Origin of the sequence: Rugamonas aquatica (assembly GCF_009380215.1) — a bacterium.
Lineage (GTDB): Bacteria > Pseudomonadota > Gammaproteobacteria > Burkholderiales > Burkholderiaceae_D > Rugamonas > Rugamonas aquatica_B.
Genome location: NZ_WHUG01000007.1, coordinates 209,688 through 223,722 on the forward strand (window position 1 = coordinate 209,688; position 14,035 = coordinate 223,722).

The following is a 14,035-nucleotide window of genomic DNA, read 5'->3' on the forward strand; positions in this document are numbered from 1 at the left end:
ATGACCGCGTACCTTCAATTTGACCAGGTCAGCAAGGTCTTCCCGGGCGTGAAGGCGCTCAACGGCGTCAGCTTCGCCGCGCACGCCGGGCAGGTGCACGGCCTGCTGGGCGAGAACGGCGCCGGCAAATCCACGCTGCTGAAAATCCTCGGCGGCCAGTACAAGCCGGACGGCGGGCGCCTGCTGGTCGACGGCAAGGAGTGCCGCTTCACCAGCGCCAAGGACGCCATCGGCGCCGGCATCGCCGTGATCCACCAGGAGCTGCAATACGTGCCCGAACTGACCGTTGCGGAGAACGTTCTGCTGGGCCGCATACCCACCCGTTTCGGCCTGCTGGACAAGCCGAAGGCGTACAAGATGGTGGCCGAGAAGCTGGCCGCCATCGGCGTCGACCTGGCGCCGGACGCCAAGCTGGCCGACCTGTCGATCGCGCAGCGCCAGATGGTCGAGATCTGCAAGGCCATCATGCAGGACGCGCAAGTCATCGCCTTCGATGAACCGACATCGAGCCTGTCGCACCGCGAAACCGAAATCCTGTTCCGACTCGTGAAGGAACTGCGCGCCGACGGCCGCACGCTGATCTACATCTCGCACCGTCTGGAAGAACTGTACGAACTGTGCGACGCCTGCACCATCTTCCGCGACGGCCGCAAGATCGTCACCCACGATGTGATGGCCGACGTGCCGCGCGATCGCCTGATCAGCGACATGGTGGGCCGTGAACTGAGCGACATCTACGACTACCGTAGCCGCCCACTCGGCGAAGAACGCCTGAAGATACAAGGCCTGAACGGCAAACACGTGAAAGGCCCGCAAAGCTTCTCCGTGCGCGGCGGCGAGGTGCTGGGCTTCTTCGGCCTGGTCGGTGCCGGCCGCAGCGAATTGATGCGCCTCCTGTACAACGCCGATGCCCGCAGCGCCGGCAGCGTGACGCTGGACGGCGCGGCCGTGTCGACCGCCGGCCCGTCCGCAGCGATTGCGGCCGGCATCGTGCTGTGCCCGGAGGACCGCAAGGAACAAGGCATCCTGGCCACGGCCTCGGTGGCGGAGAACATCAACATCAGCGTGCGCCGCAACGACCTGCTGGGCGGCCTGTTCCTGCGCCACAAGCGCGAAGCGGCGCTGGCCGAGGACTTCATCGCCCGCCTGCGCATCAAGACGCCCAACCGCCAGCAGGAGATTCGCCTGCTCTCCGGCGGCAACCAGCAGAAGGTGATCCTGGCGCGCTGGCTGGCCGAACCCGGCCTGAAGGTGCTGATCCTCGACGAGCCCACACGCGGCATCGACGTCGGCGCCAAGAACGATATCTACCGCATCATCCACGAAGTCGCGGAGCGCGGCTGCTGCGTGATCGTGGTGTCGAGCGAGCTGCCGGAGGTGCTGGGCATCTCCGACCGCGTGATCGTCATGCGCGAGGGCGAAATTTGCGGCGAACTGTCGCGCGCCGACGCCAGCGAAACCGAGGTGCTGCGCCTGGCCCTGCCCGACTCCACCGCCGCCACTAACATTAAAACGCCCGCAATACCAACACGGAGCATCGCATGAACGTCTCACAATTGAATCCTGCCGCAGCGCCTGCGGTGTCCCAAGCCCAGCGCGTATGGCTGGTTGAATACAGCATGCCGCTGGCTTACGTGGTGCTGTTCGCCGTGCTGGCCGCCACTGTCGAAAACTTCTTCTCGCTGACCAACGTGGTCGGCCTGATGCTGTCGGTGGCGCAGATCGGCATGGTCGCCTGCACCATGATGCTTTGCCTGGCCTCACGCGATTTCGATCTGTCGATCGGCTCCACCATCGCCTTTGCCGGCGTGCTTGGTGCGATCGTGCTGGAGCAAAGCGGCAGCGTGCTGCTGGCGGTGGGTGCTGGCCTGGCTGCCGGTGCGCTGATCGGCGCCTTCAACGGCGTGCTGATCGCCTACCTGCGCATCAACGCGCTGATCGCCACGCTGGCGACGATGCTGATGGTGCGCGGCCTCGCGTTCATCGTGTCGAAAGGCCAGGCGGTCGGCATCAACAACGACGCCTTCATCAACTTCGGCGACACGCGCATCTTCGGCCTGCCGCTGCCGGTGCTGGTGTGCGCCTGCTGCTTCCTGGTGTTCGGCGTGCTGCTGAACCAGACCGTCTTCGGCCGCAATACGCTGGCCATCGGCGGCAATCCGGAAGCGGCGCGCCTGGCCGGCGTGCGCGTCGAGCGGCTGCGCGTGTGGATCTTCCTGCTGCAAGGCCTGGTGACGGCGATGGCCGGCTTGATACTGGCGTCGCGCATCACCAGCGGCCAGCCGAATGCGGCGCAGGGTTTTGAGCTGGATGTGATTTCGGCCTGCGTGCTGGGCGGCGTGTCGCTCCAGGGCGGCAAGGCGCGCATGTTCGGTGTGCTGATTGGCGTGCTGATTATGGGGACGGTAGAAAACGTCATGAACCTGCTGGACGTCGACGCTTTCTACCAGTATTTGATGCGCGGCGTGATCCTGCTCGCCGCAGTACTGCTGGACCAGCTGAAGACCCGCGGCGAGCGCCGTTGATCTTCAGCCGTTTGTGGAAGCGTAGCCCTTAGCTGGCTACGCCCACCAACTGCACGCCCGCGCTGCCGCCCGTGATGGATGCGGTCAGCAAATCGGCGAAGGTGTGCATGCGATCCGCCGTCCACGTGGCGGCCATGTCGTACGGGCTGCTGCCCTGGTCGGCATGCGCCACCAGGTCGGCGATGCTGATCGCGGCCACCTGCTTGCCGCTGGCGTCGACCAGATCCAGCTCGATGACGTTGACCTTGGCATAGTCGGCCACCGTGAACTGGGCGTAGGATTTTCCGCCATCGACATAGTTGATGATGAGGTCGGAGCCGTCGATATTGGCCTTGACATGATCGGCCGAGATGGCGACGTTGAACAGCTTGTTGCCGGTGAACTTCAGCACGTCGTTGCCACCGGCCACTTCATGCACCGTATCCTTGCCGTCGCCCATGGACATCACATAGGTATCCTTGCCCGCGCCGCCGTACAGGGCGTCGTTGCCCATGCCGCTGTACAGCGTGTCGTCGCCGGCGCCGCCGAACAGGCGGTTATTGCCCGCGTACTTGTAGCCCAGCGTGTAGGCCAGCATGCCGGCGATGAAGAAGTCTGCGCCTTTGAATTCGCTCAGGTGCAGGTTGACGCCCAGGTACTTGCCCAGCCAGTTCACGCCGTCGCCGCTGGCGTTCGAGGCCGTCTTCAGCGCACTGCCCATCCAGTCAGTGGCGTCGGACAAGGCCGTGCCGACATCCGCGTCGGCCACGTAGTTGACGCCGCTGCTGATGCCGTTGACGGCCGTGGTCAGGCCGCTCTTGCCGCCGTCCAGCGCGGACTTGAGCGGCGTGGCGACATCGATGCCGGAAGCGGACAGGCCGGTGGTGCCGGAGATGCCGGCCAGCGCATCATTGACAACGCTGTTCAAGCCGTCGGCCAGCTTGCCGCCGCTGGCCGTGGCCTTGGCGAGTTCGGCTTTGATGCTGTCCGCCACGCCGGCCCAGCCTTTGCTGATCTCATCCGTGAAGGTCGTGTTCAGGTACTTGGTGATGGCGTCGAAGCCTTTGCCCGCATCGCTCCAGGCCGCGTTCAGCGCGTTGGCCTTGCCCACCAGCAGATGGTCGATCACGCCCCAGCCCAGGCCCATCATGGTGTCGTTGCCGTTGCCGCCGCCGACATAGCTGCCGGCGTTGGTGGCGAAGATGGTGTCATCGCCATCGCCGCCCATGATCACATTGCCCACCAGATTGAGCTTGCCCAGGTCGCCCTTGGACAGCGCGCCGTATTGCGAGCGGATGAAGTTGGCGTTCATGGCCGCGCTGACCCAGTCGCCGGCCGACTCGTAGTCATTTTCCACGATGGCTTCGGCCGCATTGAACACGGTGATTTCGGCCAGGCCGATGATGGTGTCGTTGCCGGCGCCGCCCAGAGCGATGTTGTTCTGGCCGGACGAGACGATCAGGTCGTTGCCGTTGCCGCCCATGCCGATGGTGGTGGTGCCGGCCAGGATCAGCGTGTCGTTGCCGTCGCCGGCGTGGACGAAGTTCATGCCGGTGTCGAGGCTGACCTTGGTGGAGCTGGTGGTCTGCGCCTTGTCCGAGCCTTCGATCGCTTCGTTCGTCACGCTCGAATAGCTCAGCTTGCTGCCGGCGTTGAGCACGACGAGGAAGTCGTCGCCCGCGTCCGACAGCACCACGTTGTGGTCGCCATAAACGACGGCGGTATCGTTGCCGGCGCCGGTCCAGGCCACGTTGAGCTGGGTGCTGCCCTTGGTGGTGCTGGTGGTGGTCTGGTTGGTGCCTTCGGCTTCATTGGTGCTGGTGCTGGTGTTGCCGCCGCCGTAGCTGACCATCACCAGCACATCCTTGCCGCTGCCGCCGATGACGCCGTTGTCCTTGCCGACCACGGTTTCGACGTTGTTGCCGTCGCCGGCCACGATCAGGTTGCCGTTGACGTTGACGGCCTTGGCCGCCGTGCCGAAGGCCAGCGCGGTCAGCACGTCGTCGCCGCTGCCGCCCTCGATCAGGTTGCCCTTGCCCAGCGCCGTCACCACGTTGTTGCCGTTGCCTGCCGATACCACGTTGTAGGTGCCGATCACGGTGACGACATCGTTGCCGGCGCCGGTGACGATGCCGGACTTGCTGCCGATGGCGCTGACCACGTCGTTGCCGGCGCCGGTCGCCACCAGGTTGTTCACGCCCAGCGCGGTAGCCACGGTGTCGGCGCTGCCGCCGATCAGCACGTTGTTCTTGCCGAACGCCGTCATCACGTCGCGGCCGCTCTGGCTCGATGCTACGCCTGACAGGCCTGCCTTGGACACCAGGTCGGTGGCGGCCACGCCGGCGGCGATGGAATCGACCAGGCCGACGGCGGTGGCTGCGGTTTCCGCGTAGTTACCGGTGGCCAGCAGGTTGTTGGCGCCGACGGCCGTGACCGTGTCCGCACCTGCATCGCCCCACACCACGTTGCGCGCGCCGAACACTGTGACCGTGTCGTTGCCGCTGCCGCTCCACACCACGTTGTTGGCGCCGATGCCGGTGACGACGTCGTTGCCGCTGCCGGTGTAGACCACATTGGTCGAGCCGATGGCGCTGATGACATCGTTGCCGTCGCCATGGGCCAGGTTGCTGCCGATGAAGGCGGCCACGGCCTTGGTGGCGCCGCCGGCCGCGCTGCCCAGCTTGGCGCTGACGTCGGCCAGGCCATCGCCCAGGCCGGTCACGATGACGTTGACCGAACCGGCCGCCGTCACCACGTTGTTGCCCGCCGTGTTGACGATGATGTTGTTGGCGCCCAGCGCGGTGGTGACGTTGTCGCCGCCGTTGGCCAGCACGATGTTGTTGCCGCCGGCCGCCGTCACCACGTCCTTGCCGCCGCCGGTGTAGATGACGTTGTTGCCGCCCACTGCCACCACGATGTCGTTGCCGGCGCCGCTGTTGAGCGCGGCCGCCAGCTTGGCGCTGGCGTTGTTGATGGCGGTGGCGGCTGCCTTGCTCGGCATGGCGTCGGCCAGTACCTTGCCCAGCCCGCCGGTGGCGGCCTTGACCATGCCGCCCAGTTCGGTCAGCACCACATTGGCGCCGCCCAGCGCCACCACGGTGTCGCCGCCGACGGTGGTGGCCACCAGGTTGGCGCCGCCGGCGCCGACCAGCGTATTGCCGCTGCCGTTGGCCAGCAGCACGTTGTTGACGCCGACGGCCACTTCGGTGTTGCCGCCCTGGTTGCTGACCAGCGCGTTGCTGTCGCCCAGCGCCGCCACCTTGTTGCCGGCGCCGCCGGTGTAGGCGATGTTGAGCAGGCCGCCCAGCACGATGTTGCTGTTGTCGCCATCGTCGATGACGACGTTGGCGCCGCCGCCGGCGACGATGTTGTCCTTGCCATCGCTGGCGGTGATGCCGTTGGCGCCGCCCAGCGCGACCACTGCATCATTGCCGCTGCCGGCGTTGATGACGTTGGCGCCGCCCACGGCCTGCACCTTGTCGTTGCCGGCGCCGGTGCTGATGATGTTGGCGCCGCCGGCGGCAGTGACCGTGTCCCAGCCGGTGCCGGTGGTCACGACGTTGGCCGCGCCGTTCACCGTAACGTTGTTGTTGCCGTTGCCCGCCTTGACTTCGTTGGCGCCGCCGTTGGCGGTGATCGCGTCGTCGCCGGCGCCGGCCGTGATGTGGTTGTTGCCGCCGTCTGCCTTCACCGTGTTGGTGCCCTCGCCGGCGTCGATCACGTTGCTGGCGGCCTTGACGGTGATGCGGTCGTCGCCGCCGCCGGTGTTGATGACGTTGCTGGCGCCGTCAGCCGTGACCACGTCGGCGTCCTTGCCGGTGTTGATGACGTTGGACGCGCCGCCGGCATTGATGACGTTCCAGCCGTCGCCCGCGTTGACCGTGTTGGAGCCGCCGTTGACGGTGATGTTGTCGTTGCCGCCGTCGGTGCTGACGGTGTTGGCGCCGCCGTTGGCGGTGATGGTGTTGTCGCCGCCGTCGACGTCGATCTTGTTCCAGCCGCCGTTGGCCGTGACGCGGTCGTTGCCGTTGCCGGCGGTGATCTCGTTGTAGGCGCTGTTGATGGACAGGCTGTTGTTGCCGTCGCCCAGGTCGACGTCGGCCGCCGCGCCGGCCGCCACGGTCACGCTGTCGTTGCCGGCGCCGCCGGTGATCTTGTTGTAGATGCCGACCTCGACGCGAATGGTGTCGTCGCCATTGCCGCCGTCGATGCGGTTGTAGCCGCCCACGCGCACGATGATGGTGTCGTTGCCGTCGTCGCCGTACAGGTTGTTGTAGGCGCCGGCGTTGACGGTGATGGTGTCGTTGCCGCCGTCGCCGTGGATGATGTTGGCGCCCAGCGAGCTGGCCGTGTAATTATTGTCGCCGTTGCCCAGGCTTTTCTTGGTGTAGCCCAGTTCGCTGATCTTCTTGGCCGCCGCCGCGATGTCGTCGCCCACCGCATCGAAGGCGTCGCCGATGCCGTTCAAGTCGCTGCCGATGTCCTTGACGGTATCGCCGACCTTATCGACCACCTTGACGATAGGTTTCACCACATTTTTCTTTAACCAGCTGCCGATACTCATCTTTACCCCTTGTTTATGGTTTGACACACTTGCATTAAATCAAGACGAAATGACAGCTTGGCAAACGGGAAAATTACAATGTTGTAATTAAGTGCCGGCATTGACGGCGGCCGGGCCAGCGCCGACAATGCGGCCATGAAAGCGCTTTTAGTAGAAGATGAACAACGCATTGCCAGTTTTGTGTGCGCCGGCCTGCGCGAACACGGGTTTCTGGTCGACCATTGCGAAGATGGCAATCTTGGCTACGATTACGCGCTGTCACGCGACTACGACGTGGTCTTGCTGGACGTGATGGTGCCGGGCCGCGATGGCCTGTCCATCCTCAAGGCCATGCGGCGCGAGGGGCGCAATGTGCCGGTCATCCTGCTGACCGCCCGCAACGAGCTGGACGACCGCCTGACCGGCCTCAACCTGGGTGCCGACGATTACCTGGCCAAGCCTTTTTATGTCGAAGAACTGGTGGCGCGCATCCACGCGCTGCTGCGGCGCGTGAGCGGCGAACGGCAGAATGTGCTGACGCTGGGTCCGCTGCGGCTGGACCGACTGAGCCGCGTGGCCGAGGTCGACGGCCGCGCCGTCGAGCTGACCGCGCGCGAAATCAATCTGCTGGAATATCTGCTGCGCTCGCCGGGCAGGGTCTACACCCGCACCCAGATCCTCGAACATGTGTGGGGCTACGACTTCAAGCCGCAGACCAATATGGTCGATGTGTGCATCCAGCGCCTGCGCAAGAAGCTCGACCTGCCCGACCACATCGCCATCGAAGCGGTGCGCGGCGTCGGCTACCGCCTGCGCAAGCCGGACGAGCCGGCGTGAAAGCGCACTGGCCGCGCCTGCGCTCGTTCCGGCTGCGCATCGCCCTCGGCTCCACCCTCACCGCGCTGGCCGCCATCGTGCTGCTGTACGCGATGGCCAGCTACACCATCATCCACCGCCGCGCCGACATCATCGACCGCATGCTGTCGGCCCACCTGGCCGGTCCCGGCTTCCAGACCATGCCGCTGGCCCTGTGGCCGGCCACCGACGCCCAACTCAACGCCAGCTTCAGCGGCTTCGCCCCGCCCGCCAGCGGCCCGGAAGCCTACGCCCTGCTGCTGGTGGAAGACGCCGGCCACGCCCCGCTATACCGCAGCCCGGCCTGGCAACGCTGGCTCGGCGGCGCCAGCCTGCCGCGCGCGCCCGGCCTGCACACCATCGACGGCGCCGGCCAGAGCTGGCGCATCGGCCGCGCCGTGCATGGTTCGGTGACGATCTGGGTAGCCGTCAACCGCAGCCTGTCGGACGCGCAGGTGCGCGCCAGCCTGACCCGTTTCGCGGCCGCCATCGGCGTGCTGGCCGTGGCCATGGGCGCGCTGGCCTGGTATCTGGCCGGACGCGCGATGCGGCCGGTGCAGCACCTGACCGGCGTCATGGTGGGCCTGACCGCGAGCGAACTGGACCAGCGGGTCTCGGCCGCCGAGGAAGACCTGGAATTCGCCCAGATGATCAGCGTCTACAACGCCATGCTGGAGCGGCTGCAGCGCAGCTTCCTGCAGGCGGCGCGCTTTTCCGGCGACGCCGCGCATGAACTGCGCACGCCGCTGACCATCCTGCAGGGCGAGCTGGAACGCAGCTTCGCCCGCGCCGGCGCCGACCCTGTGCTGGAAGAGGGCCTGGCCAATATGCTCGATGAAGTGCGGCGCCTGGACAGCATCGTGCGCAAGCTGCTGCTGCTGGCGCGCGCCGACGCCGGCCAGTTGGCGGTGCCGCCCTGCCCGCTCGACCTGCGGCCGGTGCTGGAAGAACTGGCCGAGGACATCGGCCTGCTGGATGAGAACAGGCCGGTGCAGCTGGACCTGCCAGCGCAGGTCGCCGTGCGCGGCGACGCCGAGCTGCTGCGCCAGGTGTTGCAGAACCTGGTCAGCAACGCCGTCAAGTACGGCCTGCCGGGCGGCTGGATCGCGCTGTCGGCGCGGCGCAAGGAGGATGGCTGGCAGATCGACGTCGCCAACGCGTCGGACGGCATTCCGGCCGAGCACCGGCACCGCCTGTTCGACCGCTTCTACCGCGCCGACCACGCCCACCAGCGGCGGGTGGACGGCGTCGGTCTGGGCCTGTCGCTGGCGCGCGATATCGCCATCGCCCACGGTGGCGACCTGGCCCTGGTGGGCGCCGAGCCGGGCCAGGTGCGCTTCCGCCTGAGCTTGCCCGCCGCCTGAATCCGCCTCGCGGTCAGGCCGTCGCCGGCGCGGCGGGCGCGAACAGCTGATCTTTCATCAGCTTGCAATACAGGCCCTCGGGCTGGCGCGCCAGTTCATCGTGGCTGCCTTGCTGCACCACCCTTCCGCTGTCCATGACGAGGAGGCGGTCGGCCTTGGCGATGGTGGAAAAGCGATGCGCGATGATGATCGTGGTGCGGCCCGCCATCAGCCGGTCGAGCGCGCGCTGCACCAGCAATTCGTTGGACGCATCCAGCGCGCTGGTGGCCTCGTCCAGGATCAGCAGGCGCGGATCGCGCAGCAGCGCGCGCGCGATCGCGATCCGCTGCTTCTGGCCGCCGGACAGCTGCACGCCGTGCTCGCCCACCATGGTGTCGTAACCCTGCGGGAAGGCCTGGATGAAGTCGTGCGCGTTGGCCTGCCTGGCCGCCTCCATCACTTCGGCCAGCGGCACTTCGCGCTCCGGCACCGCGTACGCGATATTGTGCGCGATGCTGCCGGCGAACAGCGACGGTTCCTGCTCCACCACGGCGATGCCGCGCCGCAGCGTCCGCAACTCCAGCTCGGAGGCGGCGACGCCGTCGAACAACAGGCGGCCGCCCTGCGGCTGGTAGTGTCCCAGCACCAGCGCAGCGATGGTGGATTTGCCGGCACCGGACGCGCCCACCAGCGCCACCTTCTCGCCAGCCGCGATGGTGAAGCCGACCCGGTCGAGCGCCCGCACGCCGGGCCGCTCCGGATAACTGAACACCACGTCGTCAAAGCTGAACTGGCCGGACGGCATCGCCGCGCGGCGCGCTGCCGGCGCCGCCGGATGCGACCGCATGATCTCGAAGATGCGGTCGGTGGCGCCCATGCTGCGCATCCACATGTTCCAGAATTCGCTCAGCGAGGCGGCGGCCTGCGTCACCATGGTGGAGTAGATCACGAAGGCCATCAGGTCGCCCACCGACAACGCGTGCCGGCCGATCAGCAAGGCGCCCAGCACCAGCGTCGCCAGCAAGGCGCCGTAGTCGAGCACCGACAGGCCGCCGCGAAACGCCGCCTGCAGCCGGAGGCTGGACAACGCTATGTCCAGCAAACGGCGGCTGGCCTCCGCGTAGCTGGCTGACGCGCCGGCCTGCTGGTTGTAGGCGTGGACCAGCCGCACATGCGTGAATTGTTCCTGCGCCACGCGGTTGCTGTCGGCCATGCTGGTTTGTATCTGCTTGGCGTAGTCGCGGTAGCTGGCGCCCGTCACCTTGCCGAAATAGAGGTTGGCCGGCACAAACACCAGCAGCATCAGGCTCAGCGCCGGCGAGATGGTCAGCAGCATCGTCACGCCGCCGCCGAACATGCACAACGATTGCAGCGCATTGGCGCCGCCCATCGCCAGCGCCTGGTGCAGCGACTGCACGTCCGAACTGAGGCGGCTGGAAATCTCGCCCACATGGTGACGGTCGAAGAAGGACACCGGCTGGTTGATCAGCACGTCGAACAGCCGCCGGCGGATGTTGTTGATAATCAGATGTCCGCTCTGTTCGAAGTAGTAGTAGCGCAGCGTCGATGCGACCGCCTGCACCGCGATCCAGCCCAGCCCCAGCCCCACCATCGGCCACGAGATCGACGCCAGTTGCAGTTCGTTGACGTGGTCGATGAAGTAGGCGATACCCTTGGGCAGCAGCAGCTGCACTGCCGCGCCCAGCGCCATGAAGAACACCGCAGCAGCGACCTTCCGGCGCACCGGATGCAGCAGGCGCAGGCGTTCGAAATGGGGCTGGAAGTTCACGATATCGCCTCCGGCTCGGCCGTCACGCTGTCGGCCAGCTGGTCGCGCAGGCTCAGCCAGTTGTCGTCGCCGATCATGCCGGCCGCTTCCAGCACGCCCTGGTGGTCGACCATCAGATAGGCCGGCGAGGCGAGCGTGGCGTTCAGCAATTTGTAGTCGCGCAGCGTGAGTCGCAGCACACGCGACAAGGGGAAGGCTCCGCCGAGGAACTGGCGCAGGCGCCAGCCCGGTTCCAGGCTGACGATCCAGATCGCCAGCCCCGCCTGTTCCGCCTGCGGCAGCATGCGGCCGATCTCGGCCAGCTTGGCGCGGCACTTCGGACATTTGCTCGACAAGAACAACAGCGCCGCCGCCTGGCCGCTGTCGCCCAGCCGATACCTGGCGCCGCCTTGCAGCACGCGCGCCACGACCTGGGGAATCGGCATGCCGGCTTGCAGCGGTTCCGGCGCATCGCGCTCGCGCCGGCTGGCCTGCAACACGGACAGCGTCAGCTTGATGTTGAGCGCGAGGCCGCAGGCCAGCAGCGCCAGGGTGAGGTAGAGTATCTGGCTATCCATCGCTAGCGCTCAATAAGTGGACGATCTCATGGAAGTGGACGGCGATCACGCAGGCCAGCAAGGCCAGCGACGCCGCCAGCAGCGCGGCGTGCAGCGGCAGCGCCAGTCCGGACGGCAGCATCAGGCCGGCGACGGTGGCCAGGATCACCAGCCCGTTGCGCAATAGGTCCAGGCCGGACAGCGACCGTTCCGACTCGCCGAAGCAGCTGCAACGCACCACGCTCTGCGTGATGAATTTGTAGCCGACCAGGGCCGTGAACACGCACAGCATCACCAGCGCGGCCAGCATGCCGGCGCGCGCCAGGCCGCCGATCAGCAGCGCGGCCACCAGCAGCTCGGCGGCCGGAACCGTCGGCGCCACCAGCGCGCGCAACGTTGGGCCCATGCCGAACAGGGTGCTCAGATTGTCGCGGAAGCCGGCATAGCCGCGCAGCTTGGCCGCAGCGGCGGCCAGCATCAGCATGGCGAGGAAGTAGCGCACGATCTCGCCGATGAACTGCTCGGCCGTCATCGTGCGTCCCTCGTCAATTTCCACGACGGTGCCAGCCCGCCGGGATGTTTGTGGCGCTCGCTGACGCCGTCACGCGTGGCCAGCAAGGCGTCGCACCATGGATCGTCTTCGCTGGCGCGCTGGGCACCGCCGATGTGGCCTTGCAGCAGTCTCGATATCTGCCACGCCGGCAGTTCGGCCGCCAGGTCGCTGCGCACGCGCAGCCCCAGCGCCGCCATCTCCTCGCGCGTGATCGCGTAGTGGTGCGAGTGGTAGCCGGAGATCAGCTTGCCGACCAGCTGGCGGCGGAAGGATTCGTCCTGGTCCGGCAGTTGGTGGGCCAGCAGCTCTTCGGCGATCTGCTGCTGTTCCAGCGTGGTGCGGTAGAAGGCGCCCAGGCTGGCGGGGAACACGCTGCCGCACAGCAGCGCCAGCGACTGCTGGCGCGCCTCGTCCGCCCGCACGCCGAACCATTGCTCCGCCATGTCGCCGAAGCGCTGGATATCGAGGCCGGAGAACGACGAGCCGTCGGCGCCGCTCAGCTGCGGATCGATGGGCGAGAACAGCGCCAGGTCGCCGGCGATGATCTCGTCGCCGCACAGGGTCAGCAAGGTCGCCGCCGACTGGCAGTGATAAGGCACGATGAACGACAGGTGCTCGGCCTGCGCGCGCAGCAGCAGCGCGATGCGGCGCGCAGCGTGGATCGCGCCGCCGCGGCCGTGCAGCACCACGTCCAGCCGCTTTGCCGGGGGCCGCTCGCCGCACCGTTCGTACAGCGTCGGCAGCAGTTCCATCTCCAGGTGGGAGGCGGCCAGCACCAGCACGCGGCTATCGCGCATGGCCTCCAGCTCCGTGATGTGGCGAACCAGCGCAGTGTGATCTAGTGCCATTGCGCGCCCTCCGCCAGCGTATCGGCCATGGCGGCTATCATCCTGAACTCCGGTATCAACTGCTCGACATACAGGAACTGGCCGGCCGGGTTATTTTCCAGGAACACCACTTGGTCGTCGGGTGTGACGATCAGGTCCAGTGCGCCGTAGTTCAGGTCGTAACTGCGGACGAAGGCCACGCAGCGCCGTTGCAGTTCGGCGGGCAGGCTGACCGCTTCGTAGCGGATCTCGGCCGACATGTCGCGCGAATCGACAGCGGTGCGGGCATCGTCCTGGCTGTGGATCTTGGCCGCGAACACGCGCTCGCCTATCACCGTCACTCGCAGTTCGTATTGCTTGGGAATGTATTGCTGGAAGTGGCAATGCAACTGGCCGACCGCCTCGACGCTGCGCATCATGTCGTCGTCGACGATGGTGGTGCGCAGCGCGCCGGCGCTGCGCTGCTCGGGCGCCAGCTGATCGCCGCCCAGCATCGGGTCCGACAACGATTTGAAGATCATGTCGCCGGCGATGCCGTCGCGGAACGCGACCACCTGCTGCGGCGCATTGGTGATGAGCGATGCCGGTACGGTAAAGCCCATGCTGGCGGCGCGCTTGAGCTGCTCGCCCTTCCACTGCGCGCCGCGCAGCGCCAGCGGGTGGCCTATCCAATAGCAGTCCAGCGTGTAGAGCAGGCTGAACAAGGCGTGCTCCGCCTCCAGCTTGGCGTAGGCCAGTTCCTGCGGCGCCAGCTCGTCGCTGAGGAAGGTAAATTCGGCCGGCTTGCGTATCCATACCGCGCCGACCTCGGCCAGGTCGAGCCAGGCCTCGTCGCCACGGCGGCGTATCTTGTTATGCAGCGCGCCGTTGGCAAACCACTGGCAAGTCTGGAAATCGCGCGGGAAGTGGTCCAGGTCCAGCCGGAACAGCGGGTGCTTGTCGGCATTAAGCCTGGCGGCGACCAAGTCGGCATGCAGATCCTGGCTGTTGGTGACAATCAATATTGTCTTGGTCATCGAGTACTCCGCGACTGTGCGAAAAACAAAAAAGCCTTGCTGATGCAGCAAGGCTTTCGTTGACAGGCC

General features: G+C 66.6%; 10 protein-coding genes. 4 read left to right on the forward strand and 6 right to left on the reverse strand.

Annotation, left to right across the window (positions count from 1 at the left end; translation table 11 throughout):
• Both araG and araH read left to right on the forward strand, forming a co-directional pair.
• The gene (gene araG / locus GEV02_RS18755; protein WP_152839401.1) at window positions 1-1,545 is read left to right on the forward strand and encodes an L-arabinose ABC transporter ATP-binding protein AraG; all 1,545 of its coding nucleotides are present in this window, start codon (window positions 1-3) and stop codon (window positions 1,543-1,545) included.
• Window positions 1,542-2,525 (forward strand): L-arabinose ABC transporter permease AraH, encoded by a 984-nt coding sequence (gene araH, locus GEV02_RS18760; protein ID WP_152839402.1) that lies wholly within the window; start codon window positions 1,542-1,544, stop codon window positions 2,523-2,525. The genes araG and araH overlap by 4 nt, the downstream gene beginning before the upstream one ends.
• 28 nt (window positions 2,526-2,553) lie before the next feature.
• Here the strand turns inward: araH and GEV02_RS18765 are convergent, their stop codons facing one another.
• Window positions 2,554-7,035, reverse strand: a complete 4,482-nt coding sequence (locus GEV02_RS18765; RefSeq protein WP_328595852.1) for a serralysin-like metalloprotease — start codon at window positions 7,033-7,035, stop codon at window positions 2,554-2,556.
• A 168-nt stretch (window positions 7,036-7,203) separates the two neighbouring features.
• On the opposite strand from GEV02_RS18765, the gene GEV02_RS18770 reads away from it, so the two are divergent.
• Window positions 7,204-7,884 (forward strand): response regulator transcription factor, encoded by a 681-nt coding sequence (locus GEV02_RS18770; RefSeq protein ID WP_152839404.1) that lies wholly within the window; start codon window positions 7,204-7,206, stop codon window positions 7,882-7,884.
• Entirely contained in the window at window positions 7,881-9,266 is a 1,386-nt protein-coding gene (locus tag GEV02_RS18775) for a sensor histidine kinase (protein ID WP_328595853.1), read from the forward strand. Before GEV02_RS18770 ends, GEV02_RS18775 begins: the two co-directional genes overlap by 4 nt.
• 13 nt (window positions 9,267-9,279) lie before the next feature.
• On the opposite strand, the gene GEV02_RS18780 is transcribed toward GEV02_RS18775, so the two are convergent.
• The 5 genes from GEV02_RS18780 to GEV02_RS18800 are packed head-to-tail and all read right to left on the reverse strand — an operon-like array spanning window position 9,280 to window position 13,966.
• Window positions 9,280-11,034, reverse strand: a complete 1,755-nt coding sequence (locus tag GEV02_RS18780) for an ABC transporter ATP-binding protein (RefSeq protein ID WP_328595854.1) — start codon at window positions 11,032-11,034, stop codon at window positions 9,280-9,282.
• A complete protein-coding gene (locus GEV02_RS18785; protein WP_152839405.1) occupies window positions 11,031-11,591 on the reverse strand; it encodes a redoxin domain-containing protein in 561 nt (186 codons plus the stop codon). Before GEV02_RS18785 ends, GEV02_RS18780 begins: the two co-directional genes overlap by 4 nt.
• Complete coding sequence (locus tag GEV02_RS18790) at window positions 11,584-12,126, reverse strand: MauE/DoxX family redox-associated membrane protein (protein ID WP_152839406.1); 543 nt, start codon at window positions 12,124-12,126, stop codon at window positions 11,584-11,586. Before GEV02_RS18790 ends, GEV02_RS18785 begins: the two co-directional genes overlap by 8 nt.
• The gene (locus GEV02_RS18795; RefSeq protein ID WP_152839407.1) at window positions 12,099-12,971 is read right to left on the reverse strand and encodes an SDH family Clp fold serine proteinase; all 873 of its coding nucleotides are present in this window, start codon (window positions 12,969-12,971) and stop codon (window positions 12,099-12,101) included. Before GEV02_RS18795 ends, GEV02_RS18790 begins: the two co-directional genes overlap by 28 nt.
• Complete coding sequence (locus GEV02_RS18800) at window positions 12,962-13,966, reverse strand: ATP-grasp domain-containing protein (protein WP_152839408.1); 1,005 nt, start codon at window positions 13,964-13,966, stop codon at window positions 12,962-12,964. The genes GEV02_RS18795 and GEV02_RS18800 overlap by 10 nt, the downstream gene beginning before the upstream one ends.
• Between the last annotated feature and the right edge of the window lie 69 nt (window positions 13,967-14,035).

Excerpts from the sequence above, each read along its gene's own strand:
- araG (WP_152839401.1), top strand. The coding sequence starts at position 1 with ATGACCGCGTACCTTCAATTTGACCAGGTCAGCAAGGTCTTCCCGGGC.
- araH (WP_152839402.1), top strand. The coding sequence starts at position 1,542 with ATGAACGTCTCACAATTGAATCCTGCCGCAGCGCCTGCGGTGTCCCAA.
- GEV02_RS18770 (WP_152839404.1), top strand. The coding sequence starts at position 7,204 with ATGAAAGCGCTTTTAGTAGAAGATGAACAACGCATTGCCAGTTTTGTG.
- GEV02_RS18785 (WP_152839405.1), bottom strand. The coding sequence starts at position 11,591 with ATGGATAGCCAGATACTCTACCTCACCCTGGCGCTGCTGGCCTGCGGC.
- GEV02_RS18795 (WP_152839407.1), bottom strand. The coding sequence starts at position 12,971 with ATGGCACTAGATCACACTGCGCTGGTTCGCCACATCACGGAGCTGGAG.
- GEV02_RS18800 (WP_152839408.1), bottom strand. The coding sequence starts at position 13,966 with ATGACCAAGACAATATTGATTGTCACCAACAGCCAGGATCTGCATGCC.